General features: G+C 46.9%; 11 protein-coding genes and 1 riboswitch. Of the genes, 8 read left to right on the top strand and 3 right to left on the bottom strand.

Annotated elements, in window-relative coordinates; translation table 11 throughout:
• Window positions 1-54: 54 nt before the first annotated feature.
• From NST34_RS28080 to NST34_RS28070, 3 genes are all read left to right on the top strand, one after another.
• Window positions 55-1,812 (top strand): ABC transporter substrate-binding protein, encoded by a 1,758-nt coding sequence (locus NST34_RS28080; protein ID WP_076285489.1) that lies wholly within the window; start codon window positions 55-57, stop codon window positions 1,810-1,812.
• Between the two features lie 118 nt (window positions 1,813-1,930).
• Window positions 1,931-4,303, top strand: coding sequence for a glycoside hydrolase family 95 protein (locus tag NST34_RS28075; RefSeq protein WP_341129193.1), 2,373 nt, complete (start codon window positions 1,931-1,933; stop codon window positions 4,301-4,303).
• Between the two features lie 140 nt (window positions 4,304-4,443).
• Window positions 4,444-5,583, top strand: a complete 1,140-nt coding sequence (locus NST34_RS28070; protein ID WP_341129192.1) for a transglutaminase domain-containing protein — start codon at window positions 4,444-4,446, stop codon at window positions 5,581-5,583.
• A 79-nt stretch (window positions 5,584-5,662) separates the two neighbouring features.
• Here NST34_RS28070 and NST34_RS28065 read toward each other — a convergent pair whose 3' ends face one another.
• A complete protein-coding gene (locus tag NST34_RS28065; protein ID WP_042131059.1) occupies window positions 5,663-7,141 on the bottom strand; it encodes an amino acid permease in 1,479 nt (492 codons plus the stop codon).
• 201 nt (window positions 7,142-7,342) lie between these two features.
• A riboswitch (Lysine riboswitch) is annotated at window positions 7,343-7,548 on the bottom strand.
• A 103-nt stretch (window positions 7,549-7,651) separates the two neighbouring features.
• Complete coding sequence (locus NST34_RS28060; RefSeq protein WP_042191874.1) at window positions 7,652-8,788, bottom strand: virulence factor; 1,137 nt, start codon at window positions 8,786-8,788, stop codon at window positions 7,652-7,654.
• A gap of 243 nt (window positions 8,789-9,031) precedes the next feature.
• On the opposite strand from NST34_RS28060, the gene NST34_RS28055 reads away from it, so the two are divergent.
• The 3 genes from NST34_RS28055 (at window position 9,032) to NST34_RS28045 (ending at window position 12,503) form a co-directional block, all read left to right on the top strand.
• On the top strand, window positions 9,032-9,997 hold the full coding sequence (locus tag NST34_RS28055) for an MBL fold metallo-hydrolase (RefSeq protein ID WP_341129191.1): 966 nt from the start codon (window positions 9,032-9,034) through the stop codon (window positions 9,995-9,997).
• Between the two features lie 156 nt (window positions 9,998-10,153).
• A complete protein-coding gene (locus tag NST34_RS28050; RefSeq protein ID WP_042131056.1) occupies window positions 10,154-11,779 on the top strand; it encodes an ABC-F family ATP-binding cassette domain-containing protein in 1,626 nt (541 codons plus the stop codon).
• Between the two features lie 115 nt (window positions 11,780-11,894).
• Window positions 11,895-12,503, top strand: coding sequence for a histidine phosphatase family protein (locus NST34_RS28045; RefSeq protein WP_341129190.1), 609 nt, complete (start codon window positions 11,895-11,897; stop codon window positions 12,501-12,503).
• Between the two features lie 82 nt (window positions 12,504-12,585).
• On the opposite strand, the gene NST34_RS28040 is transcribed toward NST34_RS28045, so the two are convergent.
• Entirely contained in the window at window positions 12,586-12,771 is a 186-nt protein-coding gene (locus NST34_RS28040; protein ID WP_042191867.1) for a hypothetical protein, read from the bottom strand.
• Between the two features lie 124 nt (window positions 12,772-12,895).
• Here NST34_RS28040 and NST34_RS28035 point away from each other — a divergent pair, with 124 nt between their 5' ends.
• Both NST34_RS28035 and NST34_RS28030 read left to right on the top strand, forming a co-directional pair.
• Window positions 12,896-13,765, top strand: a complete 870-nt coding sequence (locus NST34_RS28035) for a cation diffusion facilitator family transporter (RefSeq protein ID WP_042191865.1) — start codon at window positions 12,896-12,898, stop codon at window positions 13,763-13,765.
• A gap of 201 nt (window positions 13,766-13,966) precedes the next feature.
• Entirely contained in the window at window positions 13,967-15,043 is a 1,077-nt protein-coding gene (locus tag NST34_RS28030; RefSeq protein WP_076285484.1) for a C40 family peptidase, read from the top strand.
• The last annotated feature ends 138 nt before the right edge of the window (window positions 15,044-15,181 follow it).

The raw sequence follows: 15,181 nt of genomic DNA, 5'->3' as shown, positions 1-15,181 counted from the left end.
AACAGGATTTATCTGTGATACGATAGATAAACAATTTTAAGGAGGGTTTATGTAATGGGGAATAATAGAAAAATAAAAGCTAAAGCAACGGCACTTACACTTACTTCTATTATGATGCTCGGCATGCTCGCAGGTTGTGGTGGAAACAACGGCAATAATGCAGCTGGAGATGCAGCTGGAAATGCAACAAATAAGGGGAATGCGGCTAATTCGGCCAATGCGGTTGAGGATACTTCTCCGCTCACGATGACTTTCTTCAGTGCTGACCCTAACCCGAACTGGACAGGCATGCAAGATGAAGTAGGTAAAGTGATTACGGAAAAAACAGGAGTTACCTTGAATGCTGAATACGCGGTTGGTGACCCTGCTCAGAAAGTAGCGTTGATCGCAGCAAGCGGTGATTATCCGGATCTGATCAGTGCCAAGACCGACGTAAGCAAGCTGGTGGATGCAGGCGCAATGCTTGATCTGACAGATCTGATTGAAAAATATGCTCCGAACATCAAAAAAGTATTAGGCGAAGAAGGCATGAAACGCTCACGCTACAGTGACGATGACCACGCGATCTATGCTATTCCTACGTATGCAGGTGTGGATAACAAATACTTTGATGCTGGCGGCGGATTTGAACTACAACACCGTGCTGTTAAAGAAGCGGGATATCCTGCAATTAAAACTGTCCAAGATTATGAGAACGTAATCAAGGCTTACCTGGAAAAACATCCAACTGATGAAAATGGTAACAAAAACATCGGTCTGACCCTAAATGCAGATGATTGGTACATGTACATTACAGTAACTAACCCAGCATTCACTACTACAGGCTCTCCTGATGATGGAGAATATGCAATTGATATCGACACACAAGAAGTAACTTATCACTTCCGTCGTCCTGCCGAGAAAGAATATTTCCGCTGGCTCAACCATATGAACGATATCGGATTGCTTGACCCGGAAAGCTTCGTTCAAAAGTATGATCAGTACAAAGCTAAAATCGCTACCGGCCGTGTTATTGGTTTGATCGACCAAGACTGGGGTTATGGCGATGGAGAAAGAGCATTGAAAGCTGAAGGTAAGCTGGATCAAGGATACGGACACTATCCAGTAACCCTGTCTGAAGAGTACAAAGAAACTTCCTTCTGGCCTACAGGCTTTATGGGTGGTAACGGCATTGGGATCAGTGTAGATGCTAAAGATCCGGTACGTGCAATTAAATTCTTGGACTACTTAGCTTCCGATGAAGGTCAAGTATTGGTTAACTGGGGTATCGAAGGCAAGCATTACAACGTAGTTGACGGCAAACGCGTCATTCCTGAAGATGTGAACAACCGTAAATATAATGACACTACCAATTTCCAAAAAGAAACAGGACTTGGCAATGTCGGATCAAACTATGCTCTGCTTAGCGCTCACTATGGTGACGGCGTATTGGATCCAACTGGAAACTACTATACAACTCGTTTCCCTGAGCAAGTAACTGTAGGCTACAATGCAGTTGAAAAAGAAACACTTGCTGCTTATAAAGCAACAACTTGGAAAGACCTCTTCCCAAATGAAGATGAATTCAAAGTTAAACCTTGGGGCGCGGCATGGAACATCACGATTCCTGGGGATAGCGAAATTGTCGTTCTCGACAACAAGCTGAAGGATATCAGTTGGAAACGGATTCCTGAAGCCATCTTGTCCAAACCAGCTGATTTCGACAAAGTTTGGGATGCTTACATGGCTGAACTGGATAAAGCTGGTGTGACGAAAGCTGAAGATTTACGTGAAGAGCTGGTTAAACAACGCGTGAAACTTTGGAATGAGTAATTATTCCTGAAACACGGCTAATAAAATAAAAGCATGAAGATGGCGGGAAGTCCGAACGAAAGTCCGGGCTTCCCGCCGATTTCTTTTCATCTGTAATTATAGGATAGGAGGAATATACGTGGGAGAAAGTAAGAACACTGGGGTGCATGATCTCTGGTATAAGCAGCCGGCGGCTGAATGGGAAGAGGCACTGCCCGTGGGTAACGGCCGTTTGGGCGGTATGATCTTTGGCGGAACGGAAGAAGAACTAATTCAACTAAATGAAGACACCTTGTGGTCGGGCTTTCCGCGGGATACAGCTAATTATGAGGCGCTGCGTCATTTGGCTCCGGCCAAACAATTAGTGGCAGAGGGGAAATACAAGGAAGCGGAAGCACTAGTGGATGCCAAGATGTTAGGCAGACGGACTGAATCCTATCAACCGCTCGGAGACTTGCGAATGAAGTTCAATCTTGGTGGTCCTGTAGAGGATTATCAGAGGAAGCTTAATTTGGATCAAGCGCTTGCTACGGTATCCTATACTGCTGGGGATGTAAGGATTGTGCGCGAAGTTTTGGCCAGCAGACCAGATGAACTTATAGTCATTCATATCCGTGCAGAGGGGAAAGAGGGGCTGGGTATTTTGCCGGATTTCTCAGTGGATCTGACTTCGCCGCATCCTTTCCGACTAGAGATCACTCCGGATGGCGCGCTGATGATGACCGGTCGTGCTCCATCGCATGTGGCTGATAATTATGTAGGAGATCATCCGCGTGCCGTATTATACGAAGAGGGTCTTGGCATAAGTTTTGCCGCTGCAATGGAGATCCGTACAGATGGCGGCAAATGTAATGCTGAGAACGGCATGTTGTCGGTTTCAGGTGCGCGCTCCATTACGATCCGCCTAGCTGCCGCAACCGATTATGCCGGGTATGACCGGATGCCAGGAAGCGGCGGTAAGCTACCTTCGGAGTTGTGCCTAGAGCAATTGGCTTTGTCCTCTAATGGATATGCAGAGCTGAAGCAGCGCCATCTAGAGGATCATCAGTCCTTGTTCCGCCGCGTGGAGTTGACGCTTGCACCTTCGTCCTCCCGGATAGAGATTCCCACGGATGAGCGACTAGTACGGTATCAGGAGGGGCAGGCAGATTCTGCGCTAGAAGCGCTGCTGTTCCAGTATGGCCGCTACCTGATGATTGCTGGCTCACGACCGGGGACGCAAGCTCTGAATTTGCAAGGGATCTGGAATCCCTATCTTCAGCCGCCATGGAACAGCAATTATACGACTAATATAAACACTGAAATGAATTATTGGCCAGCCGAGTTATGCGGGTTGGGTGAATGCCACGAACCTCTAATCGATTTTATTACGGAGCTTAGTATGGCTGGCAGCCGTACAGCAAATATTCATTATGGCGCACGTGGCTGGACGGTGCATCATAATACAGATTTGTGGCGTATGACGTCTCCGTCAGACGGCAAGGCGATGTGGGCATTTTGGCCAATGGGAGGCGTTTGGCTCTCTCGCCAATTGTGGGAGCGTTACGCTTTCCGTCCAGATGAGGAATATTTGCGAAACACAGCTTATCCTTTGTTAAAGGGAGCCGCGTTATTTTGTCTGGATTGGCTGGTAGAGCTGCCTGATGGAAGCTGGACAACGGGTCTGTCTACCTCACCGGAGAATGTATTCTTGACTGCTGATGGCACGCCATGCAGTGTTTCAGCTGGCTCAGCTATGGATTTATCGCTGATCGCTGAGCTGTTCAGGCATTGCATTCAGGCTGCTGAGATTTTGAATACCGATGCCCAGCTGAGGCAGGAGCTACGCCAGAAACAGGAACGACTCGCTCATCCTGGGATTGCACCGGACGGACGTATTCGTGAATGGAATGAGGATTTTGCTGAACAAGAGCCTGGGCACCGCCATGTCTCTCATTTGTATGATTTATATCCTGGAAATGTAATTAGTCCTTCCTCCACACCAGAGCTAGCGGAGGCGGCAGCGTTATCGCTTAAGAAGCGCTTGGAAGGCGGGGGCGGACACACGGGCTGGAGTGCAGCCTGGCTACTTAATCTATATGCGCGTTTGAAGGATGGAGAGAGTGCGTATAGCTGTTTACGTCGTATTTTGCAAGATTCAAGTCTGCCGAATTTATTCGGTAATCACCCTCCATTTCAGATTGACGGTAACTTCGGAACTACGGCCGGAGTTGCTGAGATGCTCTTGCAGAGTCATCAGGAAGGGCTTGAATTATTACCCGCTCTTCCAGAAGAATGGTCTGAAGGTAGTGTGAAAGGCTTGGTAGCACGAGGCGGCTTTATCACAAATATAGAATGGAGCGAGGGGCGCTTAAAGAAGGCAGAACTGACCTCTACTCATGGACAGCTATGTAGAATTGTTAGTTGCGAGCCTTTACTCATTCAAAGACCAGATGGTTCACGAATAGGGATAGAGATGGAATTTGAAACTGTAATCGGAGAGACCTATATCATTACACCACTAAGCGAATAAAACACATCGGTCTAGCATATAGACTGTTCTCAGAGTAGAATTATTCTACAGGGAGCAGTCTTTTTTTGCCAAAACGCTCATTATCTATTAAATGGTGGGGTTCATTATAAGTCTATAGGAGCCGGAGGAACGGAATATATATGTGGAAAAAACGCTTCACATTAGTAAAGATCATTCTGGGAGGAGTGATTATATTCGCTGCTATTCCACCGATGATTTATTGGGGCTGGGGTAATGCTTATGCGGCATCGAGTTCCCCCACCCTTCGTTCTGTAAATGAAGTAGCGCAGAAGCTAACGGGTGCAATGAACAACCGCAGGGAGACCATTACTTTTACTTATGAGAGCAAAGCTTCAAATTTGAAAACGAAAATACAAGCGGCTCTGGATCAAGCGATGGCTAGTGACCCTTATTTGTATTACATTATAGACAGCTACGGGTATACTTATCGAGGAAGCGCAAGCTCTGTAAAAGTTACGGTGGAAGTGAAATATTTGGAGACGCTGGAGCAGACGGCTTTTGTAAACAAAGAAGTGAAGGCTGCGCTGAAGAAGATCATAACGCCGGGCATGAACAATCATCAGAAGGTGAAGGCTATCCACGATTGGGTTGTGCTTCATCTGAAGTATGATACTTCGTATCGTAAATATACGGCTTATGAAGGATTGAAGAGTGGCAGCGCCGTTTGCCAAGGGTATTCGCTGTTGACCTATAAGCTGTTAAAGGAGGCTGGATTCACGAATAAAATCGTTGAGGGTACAGCCAAACAGCCTGGAGGACGTAGCCAGTTGCATGCCTGGAATCTTGTGCTGTTAGATGGACGGTGGTATCATCTCGACACGACTTGGGATGACCCGACACCTGATAAGGCAGGTGTGGTTAGCACAGCATACTACTTGAGAACGGATGCGCAGATGCGTCAGGACCATAGCTGGACGAAGTCTTATCCGGCAGCTTCTGTAGGCTATCATAAGACCTTGTCTGCGCTTGCGGAGCGTGGTGGACAGAATGCGGCTGTCTATAAACAGCTTCAGAAGGATCTCAATTATGAGCTATATGCTGAGGAGCTAATTGTACGTTCGGTAGGAGATCTGACTCGGCTAGCGAATAAGGCAATTGCCTCCGGTGAGGTGTCTATATTATTCCGTTATCAAGGGAGTGGGACTAAACTAAAGAATGACCTGCAGGAGCTATATAAGCTTGGACTAGAGGATGTATCTTACTCCAGTTCTGCTTTTGACAATACGGGCGATCTCAAAGTGTTTGTGACCTGGGAATAGAAGGATAACCAAAAAGGACATCCCATAAGCCTAAATGGCTACAGGACGTCCCTTTTTTGTTTTTTTTACCGGGTCTATTTTATTCTGGGTGAGTACTTAGGTCGCATTTATCCAAAGGAATAATATTACTCTTCCGGAACCAGCGATAGCCGACCCAGATCAAGACAAACAGCGGCAAGCTGATATAGGAAACGGCGATACCATACCAGTCGATATTTCCACCTGAGAAGGCGCCCATATTCTGACCGAGGATAGCTACAATACAAAGTCCTAAGGCAAAGATAGGTCCGAATGGGAACCATCTAGCTCGGTAAGGTAGTTCATCTAGCGAATGCCCTTGTGCTATAAAAGCACGTCTGAAACGGTAATGGCAGACCGCAATACCCAACCAGTTAATAAATCCGCACATACCAGAGGCGTTCAGTAGCCAGTTATATACGGCACCGTCACCAAAGAATGAAGCGAGAAAGGCGAGCATTCCGACAGCCGTAGTTACTAGCAAAGCGCCAACAGGGACACCACGGCGATTGAGCTTACCCAGTGCGCGCGGAGCCATGCCATCCTTAGCCATTGCATACAGGACACGGGTGGAAGCATACATTCCAGAGTTCCCTGCCGACAGTACAGAGCTGAGAATGACGGCATTCATTACGGATGCAGCAATTGCAAGCCCGGCTTTATTGAACACGATCGTAAACGGACTGACTCCGATATCATCGATGCCTCCACGCAGAAGATCTGGATTCGTATAAGGAATCAACATTCCGATTACAAATATAGCAAGGATATAAAAGATTAATATACGCCAGAATACTTGGCGGATCGCAATAGGGACGTTGCGGCGTGGGTTCTCGCTCTCACCAGCAGCAACGCCGATTAGCTCGGTACCCTGGAAGGAGAATCCGGCTGCCATAAAGACCCCGACGAAGGCGAAGAAGCCACCGTGGAAGGAGCTGCCCCCGATTTGGAAGTTACTGAAGCCTACGGCTTCTCCACCCATAATGCCGAATATCATGAGGACACCGACAACGAGGAAGGCGATAACGGTAATGATTTTAATAATGGCAAACCAATATTCTGATTCCCCGTAGCCACGAGCAGATAGGAAGTTTAGGCCGAACATCAGCAGTAGGAACACCAGACTCCAGAGAAAGGAAGGGCTGTCCGGGAACCAATATTTAATGATGACGGTAGCCGCTGATAGCTCTGCTGCAATCGTAACCGCCCAGTTATACCAGAAGTTCCAGCCGATGGCGAAGCCAAAGGCGGGGCTGACGAAACGAGTGCCGTAGGTACTGAAGGACCCGGAGTCCGGTAAATAGGTGGCGAGCTCCCCAAGACTAGTCATGAGAAAATAAACCATTACACCCACTGCCGTGTAAGCTAGAAGCGCTCCACCAGGTCCTGCTGAAGCGATCGCGCCGCCACTGGCTAGAAACAGACCCGTACCAATAGATCCGCCAAGCGCGATCATGGTCAAATGTCTTGCTTTGAACGATTTTTTTAGCGCAGGCTGATTTATGTTGCCTTGCGCTGGGTTTTGCTGATTGCCCTGCATGAATATGACACTCCTTATGATCTAATCTTACTGTTCATGAACGGGGAGTGCTGAGCTGCTGACTCCCGCAAGGCGGGAGGTATACTTCGTGATTTCCAGAAGGTTATGGATGACTGTACGAAACATACAAATTCTGTAAACGCAAAGAAGCCGCAAACTATGTCTGCGGCTTCCATCTATACAGCTCCGCATCATACTCCCTGTGAAGATAGCGCAACACACTGCAGTCTGCTACTTACGCAGGCTGTACAATGTGACAGTTCCGTGCCTTTCGGCAACGGCCCCAGCCTGCACCGCTGTAAGAGCTACAGCGCAAGCTTCGGCGGATATTCCTTTCGGCGTGATTCATAGACGGCTCTAACGTCTCCACACGCGTACTCTTTATATCCGCGACCTCTACCTCATCTTAGTATGACGAGGCTATCTTTACTTCATTCATTTATAAACAACAGGAATTAGTATAAAGCAAGTTTACTTCTCAAAGCAATGACAAAATCAGGTACTTCCATGTTAATTACGACGGCGTTCTGACATCTGCTGCCATACGGTGCCTGCTGCGGCTTCACCTGAGGCGATACGCTCCAAAGCCATCTTGGCCTGAAGGCCAACCTCGAACTCTGGATCATCTGCTGCAAGTGTGAGCGCATCTTGAGCTTCGGATGTGCCAACTTCATAAAGAAAACGAGCTGCGCGCCAGCGGACAAGCTTGCTCTTATCTGTTAGCGCCGCCGTCATCACTGGCGTGGCGGCAGGATCGCCGATGTCGGATAGCGTATCGCCAGCCGTACGTCTTACGGCTGGGGCGCTGTCAGCCATCGCCTCATAGAGCAGCTCCATCGCCTCAGGCGTGCGAAGGTCGCCTAGATACACGACCGCAAGCCTGCGAATATGCAGCTTGGGATCGTGTAGCGCCGCCTTAAGCTCCGGCAGGAGCTCCGCCGTCGGCGTAAGATCCTCTAGCGCGGCGTAGCGCACGCGCCAATCCTCATGCTTCAGGTCTCGCAGCAGCTCATCCTGTGTGCGAGTTCGTCTTTGCTCGACGAACTCACCTTCGGCTCCGTGCGCAATGGCTTGCTGCACGAGGGAGTCGAGGCGTTCCTGCGGATACGCTGCCTCGATCTCTTGCTCGACCTCGCGCGCAATGTCCGCGGGCTCGCCATAACGCACACCGTAATCAGTGAGCTTGCGCTCTTTGATCATCACGGCGCTAGCCACATCCATAACCGCTTTAGTAAAGCGGTTAGCTAAGGATATGCGCTCTTCATTCGCGCCCGTTTTTACGCGGATTTGCATCGGAATTCCGCGGAACAATTGGACGAAGACCTGCGCTTCCCCAAAATGAGCACCGGCATTCTCGTCAGCTAGGCTCCAATCTCCAGTTACACCTTCGCTGTTAGCGAAGCGGCTTTGAACTTCTCTTAGAATGGCTGCCCAATCGGCATTGCCTTTGCGCTCAAGTGCTGCGAAGTCAGCAGCATGATAAATGCTAATAACGCCCGGTATCGTTAACATTTCACGTGCCCAAGCAGGTGCGGAACGCTCACTTTCTGGAGTATAGGTTCTGCGAATTCCGGGTTCTAAACTTTCGTCCAAATGTAGCTTCATCGTATTTGGACTTGGAGTCGGTTCAATAAAAGTAATCTTCATACGTAGCTCCCCCTTGAACGGTATATGCACCGCCATACTTTATACACATATTATCTCATTTCTGGCGTGAAACCAAAAGAACTCTTCTATTATTTCGCTAAAGTCTGCAATTGTGAGGAATAAAAGGGCGAACCTTTATCATGCTATTTGTATATTTTGCAAAATATGCTGCTGTTCAATATAGTTGTAGTATATTCGCTAAAGCTAGGGTTGCTCGGTAAACTTCTGTAGAAGAGGTGTTGTATGCCTAAAACTCGTTACCATAACGTCGATAATGTAAGTACCGATAAATCATTAAAGGAATTTCGCCAGTGGCGTGAGGAGCGTCGTCGCAAGAAGAAGGACTATTCATATGTTGTACCGAATACGCCGCCCAGATTATCTTATCTGTCTGAGAATCGATTGGAGTCTACCATTACGTGGATTGGGCATTCAACATTTTTCCTTCAATATGAAGGGATGAATATCATTACAGATCCCATCTGGGCGAGAAGGCTGGGCTTTGAGAAAAGACTGGGACAACCTGGGATTCCACTTAGCGAAGTGCCACCGATTGACCTGATTCTGATTTCGCACTCTCATTATGACCATTTGCATATCGCCTCTATCCGTAAATTATATCGGGCAGGGACAACGCTTGTAGTTCCTGTTGGTCTGAAGCGAAAAATGCTTCGCAAAGGGTTCCACAACTGTGTGGAAATGGAATGGTGGCAGGAGATCAAGCTAGGTAAGATCAAGCTTAGTTTTGTGCCTACCCAGCACTGGACGCGGAGAACGCCATGGGATACGAATACTTCTCATTGGGGTGGGTACATCTTGGAGCCCGCTGATTCCGGAAATCAGAAGTCTTCTCCGAATCTTTATTTCGCTGGGGATAGCGGTTATTTTCCTGGCTTTAAGGAGATCGGAAGTCGTTATAAGATCGATATCGCGCTTATGCCGATTGGGGCCTATGAACCGGAATGGTTCATGACCTCTCAGCATGTAAATCCTGAGGAAGCCATTCAAGCTTTCCTAGATGTAGGGGCGGAGACCATGATTCCGATGCATTACGGTACCTTCAGACTTGCTGATGATACCGCCCGGGAAGCACTGGATCGCATGGATAACGCCCGAGTTAAACACGCGATTTCGGAGGAAAGAATTCGTACACTCGGTTATGGAGAAACACTGGTCGTACAAAAGGAGAATCGCACATCTGGGGAATAATTGAAAAAATTCCTCCTTAAAAGTTGTCGCCGTAAAACAGTTGGAATAAGTTTCGTAGGAGAGAGATCAGCTTAAATGCCTATTTCACGGGATTTTTGCACTGATTTTATGCTATAATGAGCCGAAACCCTAAAGTGAAAAGGATGGTAATGCGTAATGATTAGCACAAGCGGCGTAACACTCCGCTACGGAAAACGCGCTCTCTTCGAAGATGTAAACATAAAATTCACCCCTGGTAACTGCTATGGTTTGATTGGTGCCAATGGTGCCGGTAAATCAACCTTTCTGAAAATTCTGTCTGGGGAGATTGAAGCGAACACGGGTGATGTTCATATAACACCAGGTGAACGCCTTGCAGTTCTGAAGCAGAATCATTTCGAGTACGATGAATTCCCAGTACTTGAAACAGTAATTATGGGTCACACTCGTCTTTATGAAATCATGAAAGAAAAGGACGCGCTTTATGCGAAGTCTGATTTCACGGAAGCAGATGGTCTACGTGCCGGTGAGCTTGAAGGCGAATTTGCAGAACTTAATGGCTGGGATGCAGAGCCGGATGCGGCGGCTATGCTGATCGGTCTTGGCATTATGCGTGAACTGCATGATAAGAAAATGGCCGAACTGAGCGGCAATGAGAAGGTACGGGTACTCTTGGCGCAAGCCTTGTTTGGCCGTCCAAACAACCTCCTGCTCGATGAGCCTACCAACCACTTGGATCTAGAATCGATTGGCTGGTTAGAGAACTTCCTCATGGATTATGAAGGTACTGTTATCGTCGTATCCCATGACCGTCACTTCCTGAACAAAGTATGTACGCATATTGCGGATATTGATTTTGGCAAAATCCAGATGTACGTTGGTAACTATGACTTCTGGTACGAGTCCAGTCAGCTTGCTCAAGCTTTACAGCGTGATTCGAACAAGAAGAAGGAAGACAAGATCAAGGAACTGCAAGCCTTTATTCAGCGTTTCTCGGCCAATGCTTCCAAGTCTAAACAGGCGACTTCTCGTAAGAAACAACTCGAGAAAATTACGTTGGATGACATTCGTCCATCTAACCGTAAATATCCGTTCCTCAACTTCAAACCTGAACGTGAAGCAGGTAAGCAGCTTCTGACGATCAGCGGATTGACCAAATCGGTTGAAGGTGAGAAGGTTCTTGATGAAATCAGCTTTGTAGTTAACAAAGGTGATAAGATTGCTTTCGTGGGTCCTTACTCCCAGCCTAAATCACTTCTATTTGATGTGATCATGGGTGAGCAGGAAGCGGATGCGGGTGAATATGCGTGGGGCGTCACTACAACTCAAGCTTATTTCCCAAAAGACAACTCCAGCTATTTCGATGGCGTGGACTTGAATCTCGTAGAATGGCTGCGTCAGTATTCTAAAGATCAGGATGAGACGTTCCTGCGTGGATTCCTTGGACGGATGCTGTTCGCCGGAGAAGAAGCACTGAAGAAAGCGAGTGTATTGTCCGGGGGCGAGAAGGTTCGCTGTATGTTGGCGAAGATGATGCTGAACGGTGCGAACGTGCTTGTATTCGATGAGCCTACCAATCACTTGGATCTGGAATCCATTACGGCACTGAATAACGGACTGATTGATTTTGACGGGACTATTCTCTTTACTTCCCATGACCATCAGTTCATCCAAACGATTGCTAACCGTATCATCGAGATCACACCTACAGGTGTAATTGATCGCACGATGACTTACGATGAGTATTTAGAGAATCCTGAAATTAAGGAAATGCGCCAACGCATGTATCCTGTAGAAGTATAATATTTACTTTCCGTTATGCGGAAGGAACCCGTTAAGCAGCTACTCTAATCCTGATAGGATTAGGGTAGCTGTCTTTATAATTTCGATTTTGAAAAGGTAACGGTAGGTGAAGCATGTGGACAGAACTATTTTTATTATGCGGCATGGGGAGACCGAGTTTAATACGCAAGGTCGTTACCAAGGTCAATTGGACTCACCTCTGACTGAGCATGGAATGGATCAAGTCAGACAAATGGGTAGGCTGCTTCGTTATTCGGTGGAGCATCCCTCCGAATGGAAGGTGATTTCAAGTCCACTTGGGAGAGCGCTGCAAAGCACACAAATTTTGTGTGAAATCTTAGGTTATGATTTCAATGAAATAGAAACGGATTCTAGGTTAAGTGAAGTTTCCGTTGGTTCTTGGTCAGGGCTAACGCTCAAGGAAATTGAACAGGGCTGGCCGAATAGTCTTGAAGATACGACTATGTATGATTGGTATTTTCGTTCACCAGATGGAGAGAGCTATGAAGCGGTTCAGGAGCGTGTCACAGACTGGCTGGATAGCTTGTCCTCCACTCCGCGGGTCATTGCGATTACACATGGATTAACAAGTAGAATTCTACGGGGAGTATACGCTGGGCTTGCAAGACAGGAAGCCTTATCACTTGAGGTTTCCCAAAGCGCATGTTTTCAGTTGGCTAATTGTACAATAAAGAGAATCAGTTATGAATTTGATGAGTTCTAGCCCATCCTTTAAGGCAGGCGAACGCATAAAAGGCTGCGTTGTCCCTGAGGGATGCGCAGCCTTTTATGTTTATAAAATAGTACTAGGACCCGCCGGTACGACGGCGTTGGTTGTTAGGCTTTTTGTTATTCTGACTTTTTAGTGGTTTAGCGGATCCGGCCTGAAAAGTTGATCCAGGTTTGGAGGAAGATTGTTGTTTCTTCTGCTCCAGCTTTTGCCGGATAGCTTCAGCTAAATTGATTTTTCCTTTTTCATTGTTTTCGCTCATTATGATAACCTCCTTTGAAGCAAGTCCTTCACTTTATTCTAATTGTTTTTAAATGCTGCTACAAGGGCAAGAATAATTGAAAGAATTCTTTTCTAACAAGACTGAAAACGAGGAGATAGCCAAAATGGTTGATATTTACGAAGATATACGTAAAGGCGAGCGGGGCGCTTGGGTTAGCATAGCGGCTTACCTCATTTTATCGACTTTCAAGCTGGTTAGCGGTTATCTATTCGCCTCTAGTGCATTGGTCGCGGACGGAGTCAATAATTTAACTGACATCGTAGCATCTGCAGCCGTGTTGGTTGGTCTAAAGATTTCGCGGAAGCCACCTGACTCTGACCATGCTTATGGACATTTTCGGGCAGAGACAGTAGCTGCATTGTTGGCTTCTTTTATTATGGCGGTAGTAGGTATTCAAGTGATTGTGGAGGCGGTGCGGTCCTTTTTCGATCGTGCAAAGGAAACCCCGCAGCTATGGTCTGCTGGTGTGGCTCTAGTGTGTGCAGTAGCAATGATGGGAGTATACATATACAACAAAAGGCTGGCTAAGCAGATAAATAGTAGTGCACTCATGGCAGCGGCGAAAGATAATTTTTCCGATGCTATGGTTAGTATAGGTGCTGCTGTTGGGATTGTAGGTGCTCAGTTCGGACTGCCATGGATTGATTCTGCGGCGGCAGTAGTTGTCGGACTGATTATCTCTAAGACGGCATGGGATATTTTTCGTGACTCGACCTACCGGCTTACGGATGGCTTTGATGAAGATAGATTGATGGATCTACGTAGTACGATTGCTCGAACACCGGGAGTAGAGGGGATTAAAGATGTGAAGGCACGGGTTCATGGGAATCATGTACACGTGGATGTTGTAGTGGAGGTAGACGCGAATATTACAGTGGTGGAGGGTCATAGGATCAGTGACTCCATTGAAGAGAGAATGAGCAAGCTACACAATATTATGAATGTACAGGTGCATGTGGAACCTAAAGATTAAATTTGAAAAATTCTACTTTAAGGAAAAAACAAACATATTTAAGGAGGATTCAAGACTTTAGTCCTGTATTTTACCATAAAGTGGCATGATTATATGTGCAATTTGGAGCATGTTCCAAATCCCGGGCAAGCCTATAATGAGGGCATAAAGGAATGTAGTTCACACCTTTGTTGAAATCTCATCATGGTATTGGGGGAACGTATGATTAAATCACATAAGCAATTAACAGCATCCTTATTGGTTTCAGCTGCAATTGTTGCAGGTTTAGGAGTATCTGCTCCTGGAAATGCAGCAGCAGCCTCAAGTCCATCAAATTCAGTTATGGCAGCAGCAGCCGGTCAAACAGCGGTCATCGAGGCAAGTGTTCGCCTTCGCAGTACACCTTCTACAAGTGGAGAAGTAGTGAAGTATTTGCAAAAAGGAGATCAAGTGCAGATTGTGGCACAACCGAATAGCTATTGGTATCAGGTGAAAGCAGCGGATGGATCCGTAGGCTATACAAGTACAGATGATAAGTATATCAGCGTAAATTCATCTTCAGTAGGTACACCAACAGCACCATCAGCACAAACGGGAACCATAAAGTACGGAGTGAATCTTCGAACTGCGCCTTCTACAAGCGGAAAAGTACTGAGGCTTCTGAAGAAGGGGGAACAAGTACAGCTTCTGGCACAGCCGAACAGCTCCTGGTATCAAATTCAAACCTCTGATGGTAGCATTGGATATATAAGTTCAAGTGATCAATATACTTCGTTCGCTAATAATGGGGGGACTGGGACGGTAACGCCGACACCAACGCCGCCAGCACCAGTACCACCTATTTCTACACCTGGGGCTTCTGCCCAAATCGAGAGTGTAATCTCAGCAGGTATGGGCTATCTGGGTACACCTTATGAGTTTGGTTCCAGCAGATATGATACAAGCACTTTCGATTGTTCTGATTTTATCCGGCAAATTTTCATGGATGCTGTGAATTTGAAACTGCCTGCTGATTCCCGTCAACAGGGAGATTGGGTGAAATCGAATAGTACGGTAGTTACGTCTACTTCCGGTTTGAAGCGCGGCGATCTAATGTTCTTTATGGATTATAAAGGGAACTCCGCTTCAGCGTATGAAGGGATCGACAAATCTAAGGCAAGAATATCGCATGTTGCTATGTATCTAGGAGATGGACAAGTTCTCCATACGTATTCCGTAGCTTCAGGCGGGGTGAAAGTAGATAAATTAAGCGCTTCTTGGACGAATCGTTTCCTCTTCGGGGGATCGGTCATCCGATAATTATATAGGTATACAGAAGCGGCAGCATCGCATGTTTGTGACGGGTGAACAAAGGCGGCGTAAGCGCAAAAGCTACCCCCTCAGTAGAATGATCTACTGAGGGGGTAGCTTTTTGTAAATATAAGAATTTATATGTTC

The organism is Paenibacillus sp. FSL H7-0714 (genome assembly GCF_038003765.1).
Taxonomy (GTDB): Bacteria; Bacillota; Bacilli; order Paenibacillales; family Paenibacillaceae; genus Paenibacillus_AQ.
This window is presented reverse-complemented; position numbering and strand designations above follow the sequence as displayed.